Annotated in this window: 11 protein-coding genes; 9 read left to right on the top strand and 2 right to left on the bottom strand. The window is 72.2% G+C overall.

All coding sequences use genetic code 11. The annotated features are described in order from the left end of the window. Positions 1-5: 5 nt before the first annotated feature. Both ABD143_RS00250 and ABD143_RS00245 read right to left on the bottom strand, forming a co-directional pair. Positions 6-3239, bottom strand: a complete 3234-nt coding sequence (locus ABD143_RS00250; RefSeq protein ID WP_343969326.1) for a bifunctional cytochrome P450/NADPH--P450 reductase — start codon at positions 3237-3239, stop codon at positions 6-8. Then, the gene (locus ABD143_RS00245) at positions 3236-3961 is read right to left on the bottom strand and encodes a hypothetical protein (protein WP_343969323.1); all 726 of its coding nucleotides are present in this window, start codon (positions 3959-3961) and stop codon (positions 3236-3238) included. Before ABD143_RS00245 ends, ABD143_RS00250 begins: the two co-directional genes overlap by 4 nt. Positions 3962-4314: 353 nt before the next feature. Between ABD143_RS00245 and ABD143_RS00240 the strand changes: the two genes are divergently transcribed. The 9 genes from ABD143_RS00240 to ABD143_RS00200 all read left to right on the top strand — a co-directional run bounded on the left by ABD143_RS00240 (position 4315) and on the right by ABD143_RS00200 (position 14301). Beyond that, entirely contained in the window at positions 4315-4719 is a 405-nt protein-coding gene (locus ABD143_RS00240) for a hypothetical protein (protein WP_343969321.1), read from the top strand. A gap of 281 nt (positions 4720-5000) precedes the next feature. Further along, on the top strand, positions 5001-5672 hold the full coding sequence (locus tag ABD143_RS00235; protein WP_343969318.1) for a hypothetical protein: 672 nt from the start codon (positions 5001-5003) through the stop codon (positions 5670-5672). Positions 5673-5890: 218 nt separating this feature from the next. Next, on the top strand, positions 5891-6445 hold the full coding sequence (locus ABD143_RS00230) for a hypothetical protein (protein ID WP_343969315.1): 555 nt from the start codon (positions 5891-5893) through the stop codon (positions 6443-6445). Positions 6446-6549: 104 nt separating this feature from the next. Further along, positions 6550-7776 carry a MinD/ParA family ATP-binding protein gene (locus ABD143_RS00225; RefSeq protein ID WP_343969312.1) on the top strand — a complete coding sequence of 409 codons (1227 nt, stop codon included), beginning with the start codon at positions 6550-6552 and terminating at the stop codon, positions 7774-7776. Between the two features lie 167 nt (positions 7777-7943). Next, complete coding sequence (locus ABD143_RS00220; protein ID WP_343969310.1) at positions 7944-8933, top strand: cupredoxin domain-containing protein; 990 nt, start codon at positions 7944-7946, stop codon at positions 8931-8933. A gap of 72 nt (positions 8934-9005) precedes the next feature. Beyond that, complete coding sequence (locus ABD143_RS00215; RefSeq protein WP_343969308.1) at positions 9006-10379, top strand: ferric reductase-like transmembrane domain-containing protein; 1374 nt, start codon at positions 9006-9008, stop codon at positions 10377-10379. A gap of 66 nt (positions 10380-10445) precedes the next feature. Then, the gene (locus tag ABD143_RS00210; RefSeq protein ID WP_343969306.1) at positions 10446-12710 is read left to right on the top strand and encodes a DUF1996 domain-containing protein; all 2265 of its coding nucleotides are present in this window, start codon (positions 10446-10448) and stop codon (positions 12708-12710) included. Next, positions 12704-13711: a CopD family protein gene (locus ABD143_RS00205; protein WP_343969303.1), complete on the top strand. Its 1008-nt coding sequence runs from the start codon at positions 12704-12706 to the stop codon at positions 13709-13711. The genes ABD143_RS00210 and ABD143_RS00205 overlap by 7 nt, the downstream gene beginning before the upstream one ends. Positions 13712-13851: 140 nt before the next feature. Beyond that, positions 13852-14301 carry a helix-turn-helix domain-containing protein gene (locus ABD143_RS00200; RefSeq protein ID WP_343969300.1) on the top strand — a complete coding sequence of 150 codons (450 nt, stop codon included), beginning with the start codon at positions 13852-13854 and terminating at the stop codon, positions 14299-14301. Positions 14302-14348 lie beyond the last annotated feature (47 nt).

Here is a 14348-nt window from a genome sequence, read left to right as displayed (position 1 = left end):
CGGGGTCAGCCGCCCCAGATGTCCTCGAGGAACCTGTCTGCGCTGCGCAGCCCGGCGAACCATGCGGCCGCGTCGGACTCGCTCGTTCCCGTGTGCTCGCGGAAGATCTGCTGGATCGCCGACCGCGTGGGCGGTGCCATCGTGTTGGCGTTGCCGCACACCATGACCACGGCGTCCTCCTGCAGGAGCTGCCACACCTCGTCGGCGCAGTCGAGGATCGCGTCCTGCACGTAGCGGCACCGCGTGTCCGCGCGGGAGAACGCGTTCTCCACCCGCACCACGCCCATCTCCTCGAAGCTGCGCAGCTCGTCGGCGTAGAGGACGTCGCTGTCCGGGTGGCGGCAGCCGAAGAACAGCAGCGACCGCGCGACGGGCACGCCCTGCGCGCGCTGCGCGGCCCGTTCCTGCAGGAACCCGCGGAACGGGGCGACCCCGGTCCCTGCCCCGATCATGATCATCGGGATGTGCGGGTTCTCCGGGGGTTTGAACGGGATCGTGGGCTTGCGGACGAACACGAACGCCGTCGCGTCCTCTGGGAGGAGGGCGAGGTAGCCCGAGCAGACGCCGGTGAACGCGCCGACCCCGGACCGGGCCGGGGCGGTGAGCACCCCGGCGGTGACGCTGCAGACCCCTGGATCCACCAGCGGCGACGACGAGATCGAGTAATAGCGTGGGCGCAGCGGGGACAGCATGTCGAGGTAGATCTCGAACGGCACCGCGCAGGCCGGGAACTCCTCGAGCAGGTCGAGCACCGAGCGGTTCACGCTGCCCACCTGCTCGGCGTAGCGGGCGCGGCTGTGCTCGTCGTCGCCCGTCAGCGACTCGAGCATCGCCTTCTGGGCGGGGTCGTCGGTGTAGCGCGCCAGCGTCTCGATGTCGCCGCGCGTCGCGACGTCCTGCAGCTCCACGCAGCAGCCCAGCACCCCCAGGAGCGGCGTCGGCTCGTCGATCGGCAGGTGGGTGTGCGAACCGCTGCGCGGGATGATCGTGGCGTACTGGCCTGCGTCGAGCCCGAACCGGGTCATGACCCGGCGGAGCAGGTCGATGCTGTTGCGCGGTAGCACTCCGAGATGGTCGCCCGCTTCGTAGGCCGTGTCCGCGGGCAGCGCGATCTCGATGTGCCGGGTGGATCGCTCGGCGGGTTTCCCGTTGCTGCCCATGAGCAGCTCGTGGTTGGCGGTGACCCGGCCGGGGCGGGCCCGGTAGGAGGTGATCACCGGGTTGGTCAGCTGCCGGTTCGTCAGCGTGACCGACAGCCGCGGCCCCGCGTCGACGGTGGCGCCGACCTCGGCCGGGAGGCCCAGCGCAGCGGCGAGGTCGGGCCAGAGGCCACCGTGCCAGTCGCGGTACTGGGCGTCGAAGTCCCCGGCGGCGTCGCCGGCGCCCCGGGGGTGCACGCGGCGGCCGCCGTGCGCATCCAGCTCGGCGTCGAGCAGCGCGGGCACGGCCTGGTAGGTGCTGGCCCACTCCGTGCTGCCGCAGCCGAACACCGTGTACGCGAGGCCAGCGGCGGCCCTCGGGTCGGCGGTGCGGATCCACCGGCAGAACGCTGCCGCGTTGTCGGGCGGGGTCCCGTTGTAGGACGAGGACACCACGATCGCGGCCCCCTCCGGGAGGTCGTCGACGTGGTCGTCGAGCGCGCCGAGCGTGACGCGGAACCCGCGCTCGGTGCCCTCCTGGGCCAGCCGGGTGGCGATCGCCTCCGCCGCGCCGAGGTTCGACCCGAACAACACCGAGAGTGGCGTCCCGTGCGCGGCGACCAGCGGCGCGCTCGGGGCGGCCGGTTCGGCAGCGCGGGTCGCCGCGCCGTCGGTCTGAGCCGGCGCCGCCGTGGTGTCGAGCCACACGTCCGGCCGCGGCCGCACCTGGATCCGGAACTCGTCGGGCTTGATGGTGAGTGTCGTCTTGGTCTTGAGCTGGTAGTCGAGGTGGTCGATCAGCTCGAAGCGCTGCACGAGCATCCCGAGCACGAGCGCTGCCTCCTGCAGCGCGAACTGCCGGCCGATGCACGCCCGTTGCCCCGTGCCGAAGGGCTTGTAGGCGTTCGGGGGCAGGGCCGCCACCCGCTCCGCGGCCATGTGGTCCGGGTTGAAGTCCTCGGCGTCCGGTCCCCAGACCGAGGTCTGGCGGTGCAGCGCCATGCTGAGCACGGTGAGCGGCGTGCGGGCGGGGATCGTGTACCGGCCGCCGATGACCGTGTCTTCCAAGGGGTAGCGGGTGAAGCCGGGAGCCGTTGGCCAGAGCCGCAGTGACTCGTCGAGCACCTGCCTGATGTAGCGCAGCCGGTGCACCTGCTCGAACGTCGGCGTCGCGGTGTTGCCGAGCACCTCGTCGACCTCGGCGCGCGCCCGCTGCAGGAAGGCCGGGTTCTTCATCAGGTAGTAGACGGCGAACGACAGCAGACCGGACGTCGTCTCGTGCCCGGCGATGAGGAACGTGACGCACTGGGCCCGGATGTTCTCGTCCGGCAGCTTCTCCCCGGACTGCTTGTCGACGCCGGTGAGCATGCGGCCGAGCATGTCGGTGTTGTCGGCCGTGTCGCCCTGCTCCCGGCGTTCGACGATCAGCTTGCCGACCAGGTCGTCCATGAACGCCTGGTCCTCCTCCACCTGCCGCTGTGCGCGGATGTTGAGCCGGTTCTGGATCGGCAGCCTCCGGGCTCGGTTCTGCGCCTCGAGGAGGGTGCGCACCATCGCGTCGACGAACGGGTGCGGCGTGTCGCGGTAGAACGAGTTGAACCGGTAGCCGAACCCGCAGAGCGCGATCGTGTCGAGCGTCAGCCGCGTCATGTCGGCCGGGACGTCGACGTCCTCGTCCGGGTTGAGCCGCGCCCACTTCTCCATCAGCTGCTCGGCGATGTCGAGCATCTTCGGCATGTAGTCGCGCATCGACTGCAGACTGAACGGCGATATCAGGATGTTGTGCGCCCGGTGCCACAGCGGGTCGTCGGTGTCGGAGGTGAACAGCCCGACGCCGACCGCGCTACTGCGCAGGTTCGCCAGTCCACCGCTGACGAGCTTGTCGAAGCGGGTGTCGTCGCAGACCTCGTCGACGAGCTCCGCGCCGGAGACGAGCAAGCGGACCCCGCTGGGGATCGTGATCTTGTACAGCGGGCCGTACTCCCCGGCCATCCGCGCCATCTGCTCCAAGGGGCTGTGGGCATCGATGTCGAAGAGGTTCCCGAGCAGCGGCAGCCCGCGGGGGCCGGGGATCTCGTCGAGGCCGATGAGTGCGGTCATGGTGTTCTCCCTGTCGGCGGGCGCACCAGCAGCAGGCCGCTCATCAGCAGCACCCACGCCGGGAACACCAGCAGGATCGCGGGATGGAAGGTGACGCTGACCAGCAGGAACGCCGCTACGAGATAGCTCACCAGCGCAAGCCAGCGCGGCAGGATCTTGGCGGAACGCGCAAGCCCGGTCGCCGTGATCATGTACATGCCCGCTGCGCGCACCCCGAAGACGAAGACCAGCGCGTAGCCGACGGAATTGAGGGCCCGCGCCACGTCGGGCGGCGGCAGCGGCGCGGCGGAGAACTCGGTCAGCAGCGCGATCGCCCCCACAGCGGCGGTGCCGCCGAACAGCATGCACACGAACGTGATGCCGGAGGCGAGGTTCAGCCAGTGCGGGATCTCCGACCACGACCGCGGACGGAGCACCTGCAGCAGCGTCCGCGTCGCGATCATGTGCCAGAGGCAGGCGATCCCGGCGAACGGGACGACGTACAGGCCGAGTGCCACGAGCACGCTGCCGGAGCCCCGCGCGTAGAACGCCTGGTAGTCGCCGTCCGGAGCGGCAAGGCCGGGCGCCTGCTGCACAAGGACGAGCGCCACGACGAACAACAGCGCGAAGAGCACTCCGGACCAGCCGGCCATCCGCGCGGTTCCTACCACGCGCATGTCTACAGCGGGCGGCACGTCGGTGCCGTCCTCCGAGGTACCGCCCTGCTCCGCCGCTGGTCGCATAGGGGATCCCGGGACGGGGCCGCCCTGGAGTCGGCGCCCGCCAGGGTAGGCCGAACGCCGACGGGACACCCGTCCCGGCGCATGTCCTACGGCTGCCGCGGGTCCTGGTCAATGCACGGTTGGTGGATCTGGGGGAAGTTGCGCCGTCGGGCGGCAGGCGCGTGCGCGGACGCCTCAGCAAGGAGGCCCGGCTGCCACCACCACTGCCAATTATCCGAATCGGGCCCACCCCACGGCGGGAAGTCGTAGCGTCACCGAGTGTCGCAGCCGCCCGCTCAGGCGTCGGCCGCGGTGATGTTGGGTCGGCTCGTTCGAGCAGGAGCGCACGACGGCACAGACCGGCGGGGAGGACCATGACCAGGGCGCATCGATCGGTCGGCGACGACACCGGAGATCACAGCGCCGTCTGGACCACCATGACTCCGCCGGTGCGCCGCGCGCCGTCGCCCGTCCCGGAGCACGGCACCGCAACAGGCGACCCGCCGGGTGCGGACGCGGGCATCAGCGACGTCGGGAGCCTGACGGTGAGCGAGCTGGCCGATGCCGCGGAGGCGCGGGGGGTGGACCCGTCGTCCCTGCTGCGCGGGCCGGCCCAGGCGAAGGTGCGCGCGGACCTCGACCTCGCGGCCAGGCTGGCCGACCCGGTGGCCGCTCTGGTGATCGGCCTCGCCCGGCTCGATCCGGTGGCCGCGGCCGTCGTGGCCGGGATGATCGAGCGCTACGCCGCGGCCGACCGCCGGCGGCCACCGACCCTGTAGCGCAACAGCGGATTCTGCCGCGCCCGTTGACACCCACGAGATCCTGGATAGAGGATGAAAAAGATCATTATGTCCATCACTGAGGATACCGCGAGGGGGTGCTGAGTTTGGCCACAAGGAGCTTCGTGGTCGTCGCTCTGGCAGCGGCCGGGGCCGCGGTGGGCGGCCTTTCGACGATCGGGGCACCGCCTGTTGTCGCGGCACCCCCTGTCGTCAGTGTGTCGCCGGTGAACTGCGTGGACGCCGCCGCGGCGCCGCGTACATCGACATCGTTGAGCAGCGTGCTGGACAGCGCTGAGGCCAATGGGTCGGGCGAGTCGTCCGGGTCCGGCACGCTCGCGTCCCGGGCTCGCGCCGCGGCGCAGGACGGCGCCGCCTCCGCGGGCTCCAATGCCGAGCAGCGCGTGGGCGATGCGGCGACGGGCGGTGTGTCGCGGTCCGGCAGCGACACGGCCACTGCATCGGCCGACGAGCTGGCGCAGGCGCTGGCGGATGCGCTGGCCGGGAACACCAACGCTGCGGGCCGCCGTCTCGCTGCGGCGCTGGCCGACGAGGGGTTCGTACCGTCCGACGGCGTGGGTGCCTCGCAGGCGGACGCGACGGGCGAAGCATCCGGCAACGCCGGGCTGGGCACCGGATCGGCTCGTTCGAGTCAGGGCAGCCAGGTCGGGGGCGCGCAGGCGAGCTGCACGGATTCACAGGCGCAGCCGGACGACTCCGGCGCTCAGGCCGGCGGCCGCCTCGACGGAGCCGGCTCGACAGGCGTCGACGACAGCGCGCAGGAGAGTGTGCGGGGTCAGCAGTCCGTGCTGAGCGGGCGGCGTCCGGGTGAGAGCACCGGTCCCGCCGACCGTGCCGGATCGGGCGCCGACGACCGCGCCATCGAGAGCATCGCGGCGGTGCTGGAGCGCGTGGGCGCCACCGCCGGACGTGGTGATGGCACGCGGGGATGAGTACCGGAATGGGGTCCGGTCAGGGCGAGCCGGGTCCCTGGCGGTGGCCACGGGCGCGGCACCGCCCGCGGCCACCGGAGCCCCCGGCACCACCGCCGCAGAACCCCGCGCTGCCGGCCCGGCCGCGCCCGGTCCCGCCGCTGTACCCGGGGCAGTCGGCGTACCGAGCCGGCGCCCCGCCGCGAGCGGCCGGATACCGGCAGGCGCGTCCTGACGGGTTGACGGGGGAACCGCACGCCACGTCCGCGCAGCGAAGTCGAGGCGAGATCGCCGACGCCGGTGCGCTGGCGGCGGCGTTCGCCGCGGACTTCCTGTCCTGGGACGAGGCGGACCCGGCACGCCGAGGACGGGCGCTCTCGTCGTACGCGGCCCCGTCCGCACGTGAGGAGGATCTGGCCGTCGCAGGCTGGGCGGGCCGCGGCCGGCAGCGGGCCGAGCTCGCGTTGCCGGGCACGATCGTCCGCCTGGGCCCGAACGGGGTGCTGGTGCACGTCCGGGTGCGGGTCACCCCGTTCCGACGGCGGGCTGACGTGCCAGCAGGATCGCGCACCCACACCTCTCGGGACCTCCTCCCGTTCCCGGCAGGCGCGCCGGCGCCTGCTCACCCGCAGTGGGAGGGCCTCGACTCCTACTGGTACGAGCTGCTGATCCCGCTGCTGGCCGGCCGAGACCGGTGGCGTGTGGACATCGGTGCCGTCATCGTCGTCCCGCCTCTTCCGGACGGCGATGAGCCCGACGACCTGAGCGCCGACGCCGGCGAGCAGGGCTCGTGATGGACACGAGAGCCGGCTCGAGTGCGCGCATCCCCACCCCGGACCCGGCCATGGATGCGGCTGCGGGCCCCGCTTTCGGTCCGGCAGCAGCCCTCCGTGTGCCCGTGCACCGTCCGACCATCCGGGCCGACCAGCGGGAACGGGAAGGCGGGGTGCCTACCGCCGCGCCCGGACCGCGGTTGTCGCGTCCGTTCTGGCCCCACCACCACGTCGAGGAGGATCCCCCCACGCAGCCCATCCCCGTGGTCCCGGCCGCCCCCGGTGCGGGCGGCGGGTGGGCTCCCGCTCCGCCTCCGGGCGTCGCGGTGCCGGGCTGGAGCCGGCTCCCCCCGCCGTCCGGCCTCGCACCGGGCTCGGGGTTCGGTACCGCAGCCGCGTTCGGCCCGGTCACGGACGAGCTCACCGACTCGACGCTCATCCGCCGGCTGCGTCCGGCCCCGACCGATCCGGGGTGGCGGTCCGCGCTGTTCGCGTTGACGGGCGGGCGGATCAACCCCGGGCAGAGCCCGCAGGAGGCGGCCCGGCTCGAACTGATCCACCGCATCCGGCGGCCGCTGCTCGCCCCGCACCGGGTCGCCGTGGTTTCGGTCAAGGGCGGAGTCGGCAAAACCACCGTCGCGGCCTGCCTGGGTCTGGGGTTCGCCGAGGTGCGCGGCGACCGCGTCGTCGCGCTCGACGCCAACCCGGACGCCGGCACGCTGTCCGAGCGCCTGACCGGGCCCGGCGGTCCGACCGTGCGCGACCTGTACGAGGACATGCCGCGTCTCGGCTCGGTCGGCGAGCTCACCCGATACGTCCGGTCCGCCGGCCGGCTGCACGTGCTGGGCAGCGAGCAGGAACCGATGATGGGCGAGGCGTTCTCGGCCGAGGAGTACCTCGAGGTCACCGACCTGCTGGTCCGCTACTACAACATCATCATCACCGACTCGGGCACCGGGATGGTCCACTCGGCCATGGAGGCCACCCTGGCCACCGCGGACAGCCTGGTGATCGTCGGCTCACCGACCGTCGACGGTGCGAACCGGGCCAGCCGGACGCTCGACTTCCTGGCCGACTCCGGATATCAGGCCGTGGCGGAGCAGGCCGTGGTCGCGCTGTGCGGAGACCGGTACAGCCCCGACGTCGCCCACGACCGCATCCGGTCGCACTTCGCGGCCCGGTGCCGGGCCGTGGTCGACATCCCTCCGGACCCGCATCTCGCGACCGGTGGCCGGATCGACCCGGCGCTGTGGCAGGGCAGTACCCGAGACGCCTGGTACTTCCTCGCGGCCCTCGTCGCCGACGGGTTCGGTGCGCCTCGACCGACCACCCCGCCGCCGGCTCCGCCCTGACCTCTACCGATTCACCATTATCCTTGATAATGTACGGCTTAGATCTTCACATCCTCTACTGCGGGCCACCTTGAGCCCGAGGACCTGGGGCCGATGCGATGGATCCGAAGAAGAACCGACGGTGGGTGATGGCCGCCCTGGCCGCCGCAGCCGTGGTGTTCCTCGTCATGGCCGGCGGCGAGGTGCCGACGGCGGGGCCGGGGGCCGCGCCGACCACTGCGAATGCGGTGCTGGCGTCCGGCACCGGGAGTTCGTCCGGCACCGGCGCGTCCTCCGGCGACAGTGCTCCGTCCACCAGCAGCGCTTCGCCCAGCAACTCCGGAGGCGGTGCCTCCGCCGGCCACAACGGCGCCTCCGCGGGCCACGACAGTGCCTCCGCCGACACCGGTGTCTCCACCAACGGTGCGGCTGGCAACGGTGCGGCTGGCAACGGTGCGGCTGGCAACGGTGCGGCTGGCAACGGTGCGGCCGACGACAGCGTGGCCGACGACAGCGCAGGGGCTGTGGAGCGGAACGCGGTCCTCGACTTTCTGCGCCAGCTGCTCGACGCACTCGGGATCAGCCCGGAGGAACTCGCCGCAAGCAGCAACAACTCCAACAACAACGCCAACAGCAACTCCGACAGCGCAGCCGGCGCCGGCTCCGGGGCGGCCCGCGACAACGGCGTGCAGGTGGAAGAGCCCGCTGCAACGGCTGCCAACGCATCGATCACGATCGCCAACTTCGCGTTCGGGCAGCCGGTCACCGTGGCGCCGGGCGCCACTGTCGAGGTGCAGAACACCGACACTGCGCCCCACAACGTCACCGCCGACGACGGCTCCTTCGCCACCGACAACATCGCCCAGAATCAGACGACCACCTTCGTTGCGCCCACGAAGCCTGGGCGTTACGCGTACAGCTGCACGCTGCACCCCGAGATGACCGGAACCCTGATCGTGCAGGCCGAGGCCGCTACCGGCACTGGCGCCGGCAGTGACGCTCCGACCGGTGCCGGCGCGGGCACCGCCCGGTCGAACGGGTCGAGCGGCTCGCCGCCGCAGGACACGCAGAGCGGTGGCAGCGCGACTCGCGCTCCTCAGGGTGGAGCCGCTGGCAACGTCCAGCCGAGCCGGGCGCCGAGCCCGGGTTCTGGTTACGGGTCCGGCGATGGCTACTGAGATGGCTACTGGGGTGGCTACTGGGACGGCCATCGGTCGGCGCGGCGGCCTCGCGCGGAGGGGTGAGCCCTGGTGACCAGCACGATGGGGTTCCGCCATGGCCGGTCTCGCCGGATGGCGGCGCCGCCCGGTTCGGTGGCTGCCGCCCTCGACTCGGCGCAGCTGGTGCGCCGGTGGCTGGCCGGGTTCGCGGTGCTGCTGCTCACGCCGTTGCTGGTGCGCGTGATGATCGGCGGCCCGACGTGGGCCCAGCTGGTCGATCTGACCGGCCTGTTCGCATTGTCGGCGCTGGTCGGCACGTTCGTCCTGGTGTCGCGGCTGCGGGCGCTGTCGAGAGCGACGGGCATCACGGCATTGCTGAGCGCCCACCGCGCCCTGGGTGTCCTGTCCGCGGTGAGCGTCCTGGTCCACATCGCGGTGGTCATCGCCGCAAATCCGCGGAACCTGGCCTTGCTGGGCTGGGTGGACGCGCCGCCGCGCGCCCGCGCGGCGGTCGGCGCGTCCCTCGCGCTCGCAGGGGTGATCGCACTCGGCGTCCACCGCGCGAAGGTGCGACGGGACTACGAGCTGTGGCGGTGGGCGCACCTGGTGCTGGCCGTGGCCGCTGCCATGTTGTCCGCACTGCACGTCTTGCTGATCGACGACCTTGTGCAGGACCCCGTCATGCAGTGGGTGCTGGCATGGCTCGCGGCCGCACTTGTCGCCTCGCTGGTGCACCGCTGGCACGGCATGGCAACGCGTTCGAGCGAGCACGTCGTACGCGAGGTGCGCCTGGAGTCCGACAGTGTCTGCACGGTGGTGCTCGACCCACGCGGCGCCCCACTGCAATTTGCCCCTGGCCAGTTCGCGTGGCTACGCCTGTCGCGTCGCGGCACCCCCGACGCGGAGGAGCATCCGTTCACCATCGCCTCGTCGGCGGAGAGCGGTGCGTGCGAGTTCACCGTCCGCTCCACCGGCGACTTCGGCACGATGCTGCGGCGGTTGACCCCGGGCACCCCGGCGTGGATCGACGGCCCGTACGGATCGTGCAGCGTCGACCTGCTCCCGCAGCCGGGCGCCGGTGCGGTGATGATCGCCTCGGGCGTCGGCATCACACCGATGATGAGCATGCTCCGCACGCTCGCCGACCGCCGCGACCGACGCCCTCTGCTGCTCGTCCGCGGCGCCCGCGAGCCGGGCGAGCTGTTCTTCCGCGGCGAGCTGGCCCACCTCGCCACCCGGTTGGATCTCGCGGTGCTCGAGGTCGTCCGGCGGCCGCCGCCCGGCTGGACGGGCGCCGCCGGCGACGTCGACGCGCCATTGCTGCAGGCCGTCCTACCGTCCGCGGCGCACCGGGCCGGCGTCGACTGCTTCGTCTGCGGTCCCCCCACCTTCGTCGAGCGTGTCGCCCGCGACCTCGGCGATCTGGGCGTGCCGGATCACCGACTCCACACGGAGCAGTTCTAAGGCACCGAGCAGTTCTAGGACGCCAGCTCTCAGCAGCTGATACAGACGCAGAGGAGAAGGGAAGCCGTGCGACCACCTGTCTCACGAGCGGTCCGGTGGGCCGGTGCGCTCGTGCTGGCCGTCATCGTGGCGGTCGCCGTGTTCAGCTCCGGCGGGTCGAGGCCGAACGAGACCCGACCGGTGACCCCGGACGTGGCACAGACCGAGTTCGGTCCGCTCGCGCCGTCGGACGTCGATCTGCTGGTCAAGGTGCGCCAGGCCGGCCTGTGGGAGATCCCGACCGGGCAGCAGATGCAGCAGCGGGCCGGCCGGGCCGTAGTGGCCGACGTGGGACGGCGGCTGGCCACCGAGCACACCGAGCTGGACGCGATCGTGCGTCAGACCGCCGACCAGCTCGGCGTCACACTGCCCAGCCAACCCTCGTCCCAGCAGCAGACCTGGATGGAGCAGATCACCGCAGCGAGTGGCCCGGACTACGACCGCACCGCGGTCAACCTCCTGCGGCTCGCGCACGGCAACGTGCTCCCGGTCGTCGCGCAGGTGCGCTCCGGCACCCGCAACGATCTCGTCCGCGAGTTCGCCACCACCGCGGCCACCTTCGTGACCCGCCACCACGAGTACCTCGAGAGCACTGGCATGGTGGACTTCGCGGCGCTCCCGGCACCTCCCGGTACTCCCACCCCGCCGTCATCTCCAGCGCCCGCCGCGAACACGAGCGCCGCGCCGGCCTCCGCCGGGGCGTTCGGTGCTGTGGTGGCGGCGGTCCGGGACGCATCGCTCTCGTCGTACCTCGCGGCCGTGGTGGCGTTCGCCGCGGTGATCGGCGCCGGCACCCTGCTCGACATGGTCGTGCGGGGCCGCTCCCGCCCGGCGCCGGCCGGCCCGGCCGCGGGGCACCCCGCCCGGCGCTACCCCGCACCGCCGCCGTTTCCCGGCCCACCTCCGCCGCCGCGCGCACGCCCACGCGGCCCGCACCCGCGCAGTCGTGCGCCGGGCCGGGCCACCGGCCCGGTGGCCTTCGCGATCCTCCTGGTCGCGGTTGTGGTCCTGCCTCCGATCCTGACGCGCGCCACGACCGCGACCCCGCCGGAGTCGCCGTCCCGGTCCACAGCCGTCGCGGCCGGCTTCGCGGCGCTCGATCCCGCCCCCGACCACGTCCTAGCCCTGGCCGCCGTCAGCCGCGACGACGGAGACAGCGGGGACAACAGGGGCGACAGGAACAGCGGAGCCGACGCGAACGGGCAAGATGGCGCCGACAACAAGAATGCCGACAACGAGCAGGGTAGCGGCAGTAGCAATAACAACAATGACAACGGAAACAACAACGACAACGGGAATGGGAACAATAACGACAACGGAAACAATAATGGAGACAACGGCGACGGGAACAACAACGACGGGAACAACAACGACGGGAACGGGGATGCAGAGCAGTTCCCTGGCCGGGAGGACGCTGCGCCTCCCGGGCGCAACGATTTCGCCGACATCGGCGACGTCACCGACGTCCTCGCCGAGCCCGTGGCGCGGGCTGCCGCCTCCACCGGGAGCTACGTTGCCCAGTGCGGGACGCCGGAGCCCGGCCTGCGCAACAGTGACAACTGGATCGTCGCACCGGGGAAGGTCAACGGCGCGCAGCACATGCACGACTACGTAGGCTCAGTCGCCACCGATGCGTTCACCTCGGGCGGGGACCTGCTGGAGTCCACGACCACTTGCTCGTTCGACGACCGCTCCACGTTCTTCTGGCCGGTGTTGCGGGACACGACCGGAGTCGGTCCCGACGCGAACGATGACGGGGGCGGCCTGGACGGCAACGAAGGGGAGATCCTGCAGCCCGCGAACGTCGTCCTGCAGTTCCTGGGCAGCGCGTCCGGCTCGGTGGAGCCCATGCCCCAGCTGCTGCGGGTGATCACCGGCGACGCGAAGGCGGTCACCAACGGCGACGCGAATATCCGCGCGCAGTGGACGTGCCGCGGTTTCGAGGACCGGGCCAGCACGCAGTACCCGCTCTGCCCCAGCGGGAGCCGGTTGCTGCGAGTGCTCGACTTCCCGTCCTGCTGGGATGGGGAGCGCCTCGACTCCGAGGACCACCGCAGCCACATCGAGTTCCCCGACGAGCAGACCGGCGCCTGCCAGAACGACACGGTGGCGGTCCCGCAACTGCGGATGATCCTCGCCTACGACCAGCCCCCTGGCCGCACCTTCGCCCTCGACTCCTTCCCGGACCAGCAGCACAACCCGGCCACCGACCACGGCGACTTCGTCAACGGCATGCCACCCGGACTGATGGCGGAGGTGGTCGAGTGCATCAACGAGGGGTTGCAGTGCTGAAGGGGCAGTTCGTGCCGGCCCGGCCGGTCCCGGCGCTGCCGGCCCTGTGGACCGGGCTCGCGGTGACCACGACCCTGGCTGCCGGCGTGCTCACCGCTTCCCCGGGAGCGGCCGGCGCCGGGGGAGGGCTCGCGGTGTCGCGCTCGGTCATGGTCGTGGCCGGGGTGGCGGTTGTCGGGCTCGCCCTGCTCGGCGTGATGCTCCCGGCCGGCCACAAGCGGGCCCCCGCGGTGCTCGCCCGGGTCGACCGGCTGACCGTGATCGCCGCCGCCTGCTGGCTGGCCGCCACCGTCCTGCTGATCGTTCTTCAAGTGGCGGATGCCGCCGCCGGCCCGGTCACCGCGGTCGGCGTGGCCGAGCTGGCGGCGTGGTCGACGGGCATCGGCGCGGGGCAGGGGATGCTCCTGACCGCCGTCGCGGCGGCGATCGTGCTCGCCGGTGCGGTCGTCCGGTTGCGCCGACCAGCGCTGGTCCCGCCACGGGCCCTCCTGTCCGGATCCGCGTTCGCGATGATCACGCCCGCCGTCACCGGGCATGCTGCCGCTGCCGATCGGTATCAGCTCGTCAGCGTGATCGGCGTCGGAGTCCACGTCGCCGCCGCCGCGGCATGGGTGGGCGGACTCGGCGCGCTGCTGGTGCTGGTCGCGCCACACCGCGGGCTTCTCGTTGCCGTGCTGCCCCGGTACTCGCAGGTCGCCACGGCCTGCATCGTCGGCGTGGCGGCCACTGGCGGGCTGACCACAGCGGTCCACGTCGCCGCAGGGCACTGGGCAGGACACGGTGGCTGGGAGGCCGGCTGGGAGATGCTTCCCGGCACCGGCTGGGGGCAGATCGTGCTGGCCAAAACCGCCGCGCTCGCCGCGATCGGCGCGCTCGGCTGGCTCACCCGCCGTCGGATGGCGGCGTCGCGCACTCCGCTGCTGCGCTGGGCCGGCTACGAGGTCGCGCTCATGGCCCTCGCCCTCGGTGCCGCCGCGGCGCTCACGCAGGCGCCGTCGTGACGCGATCCGGCCCGGCGGGTTGCTAGCCTTGCCCCAGTCACAGTAGAGGATGAAGTAGTTCATCCTTATCGACTGAGGCGGTTGAGGGCGGTGGTTCCCGTGGAGCGGCCGCTGCGGACGGGGAGGGGACTGATGGCGCGGTGAGCACCGACGGCCCCGTCCCTCCGGCCAGGCGCACCCTCCCGGAGAAGATCGACTACCTGTTCGCCACCGTGCGCCCGCCCGGGCAGTACCGGGAGTACACGCACGAGGAGATCGCCGAGCGCGCCAAGGCGGCAGGCCACACGATCTCCGCCTCGTACGTGCATGCGCTGCGCCGCACGCCCGGAAAGAGCCCTCAGGTGCGGGCGCTGGAGGCCATCGCGGCGGCGTTCGGAGTCTCGGTCGCCTACTTCTTCAACGACCAGGTGGCCGCACAGCTGGAGCGGAACCTCGAGCTGATCGCGGCGCTGAACCGTCCCGAGGTGCGCGCCGTCGCCATGGCCGCCGCCGACCTCTCCCCGGAAAGTATCCAGACGCTCTTGGGGCTCGTGGCTCGGGTGCGCGACCTGGAGGGCCTGGGCGAGTGGACGGGCGACGTCACCCCCTGATGCGTCTCGCCTGCGGAACGGTCGTGGTTGGGCTGGCGGTCGGCGAG

The organism is Pseudonocardia aurantiaca (assembly GCF_039526725.1).
GTDB classification, from domain to species: domain Bacteria; phylum Actinomycetota; class Actinomycetes; order Mycobacteriales; family Pseudonocardiaceae; genus Pseudonocardia; species Pseudonocardia aurantiaca.
Note: the sequence above shows the minus strand (reverse complement) of the source record. Positions and strands in the feature narration are given on the sequence as shown.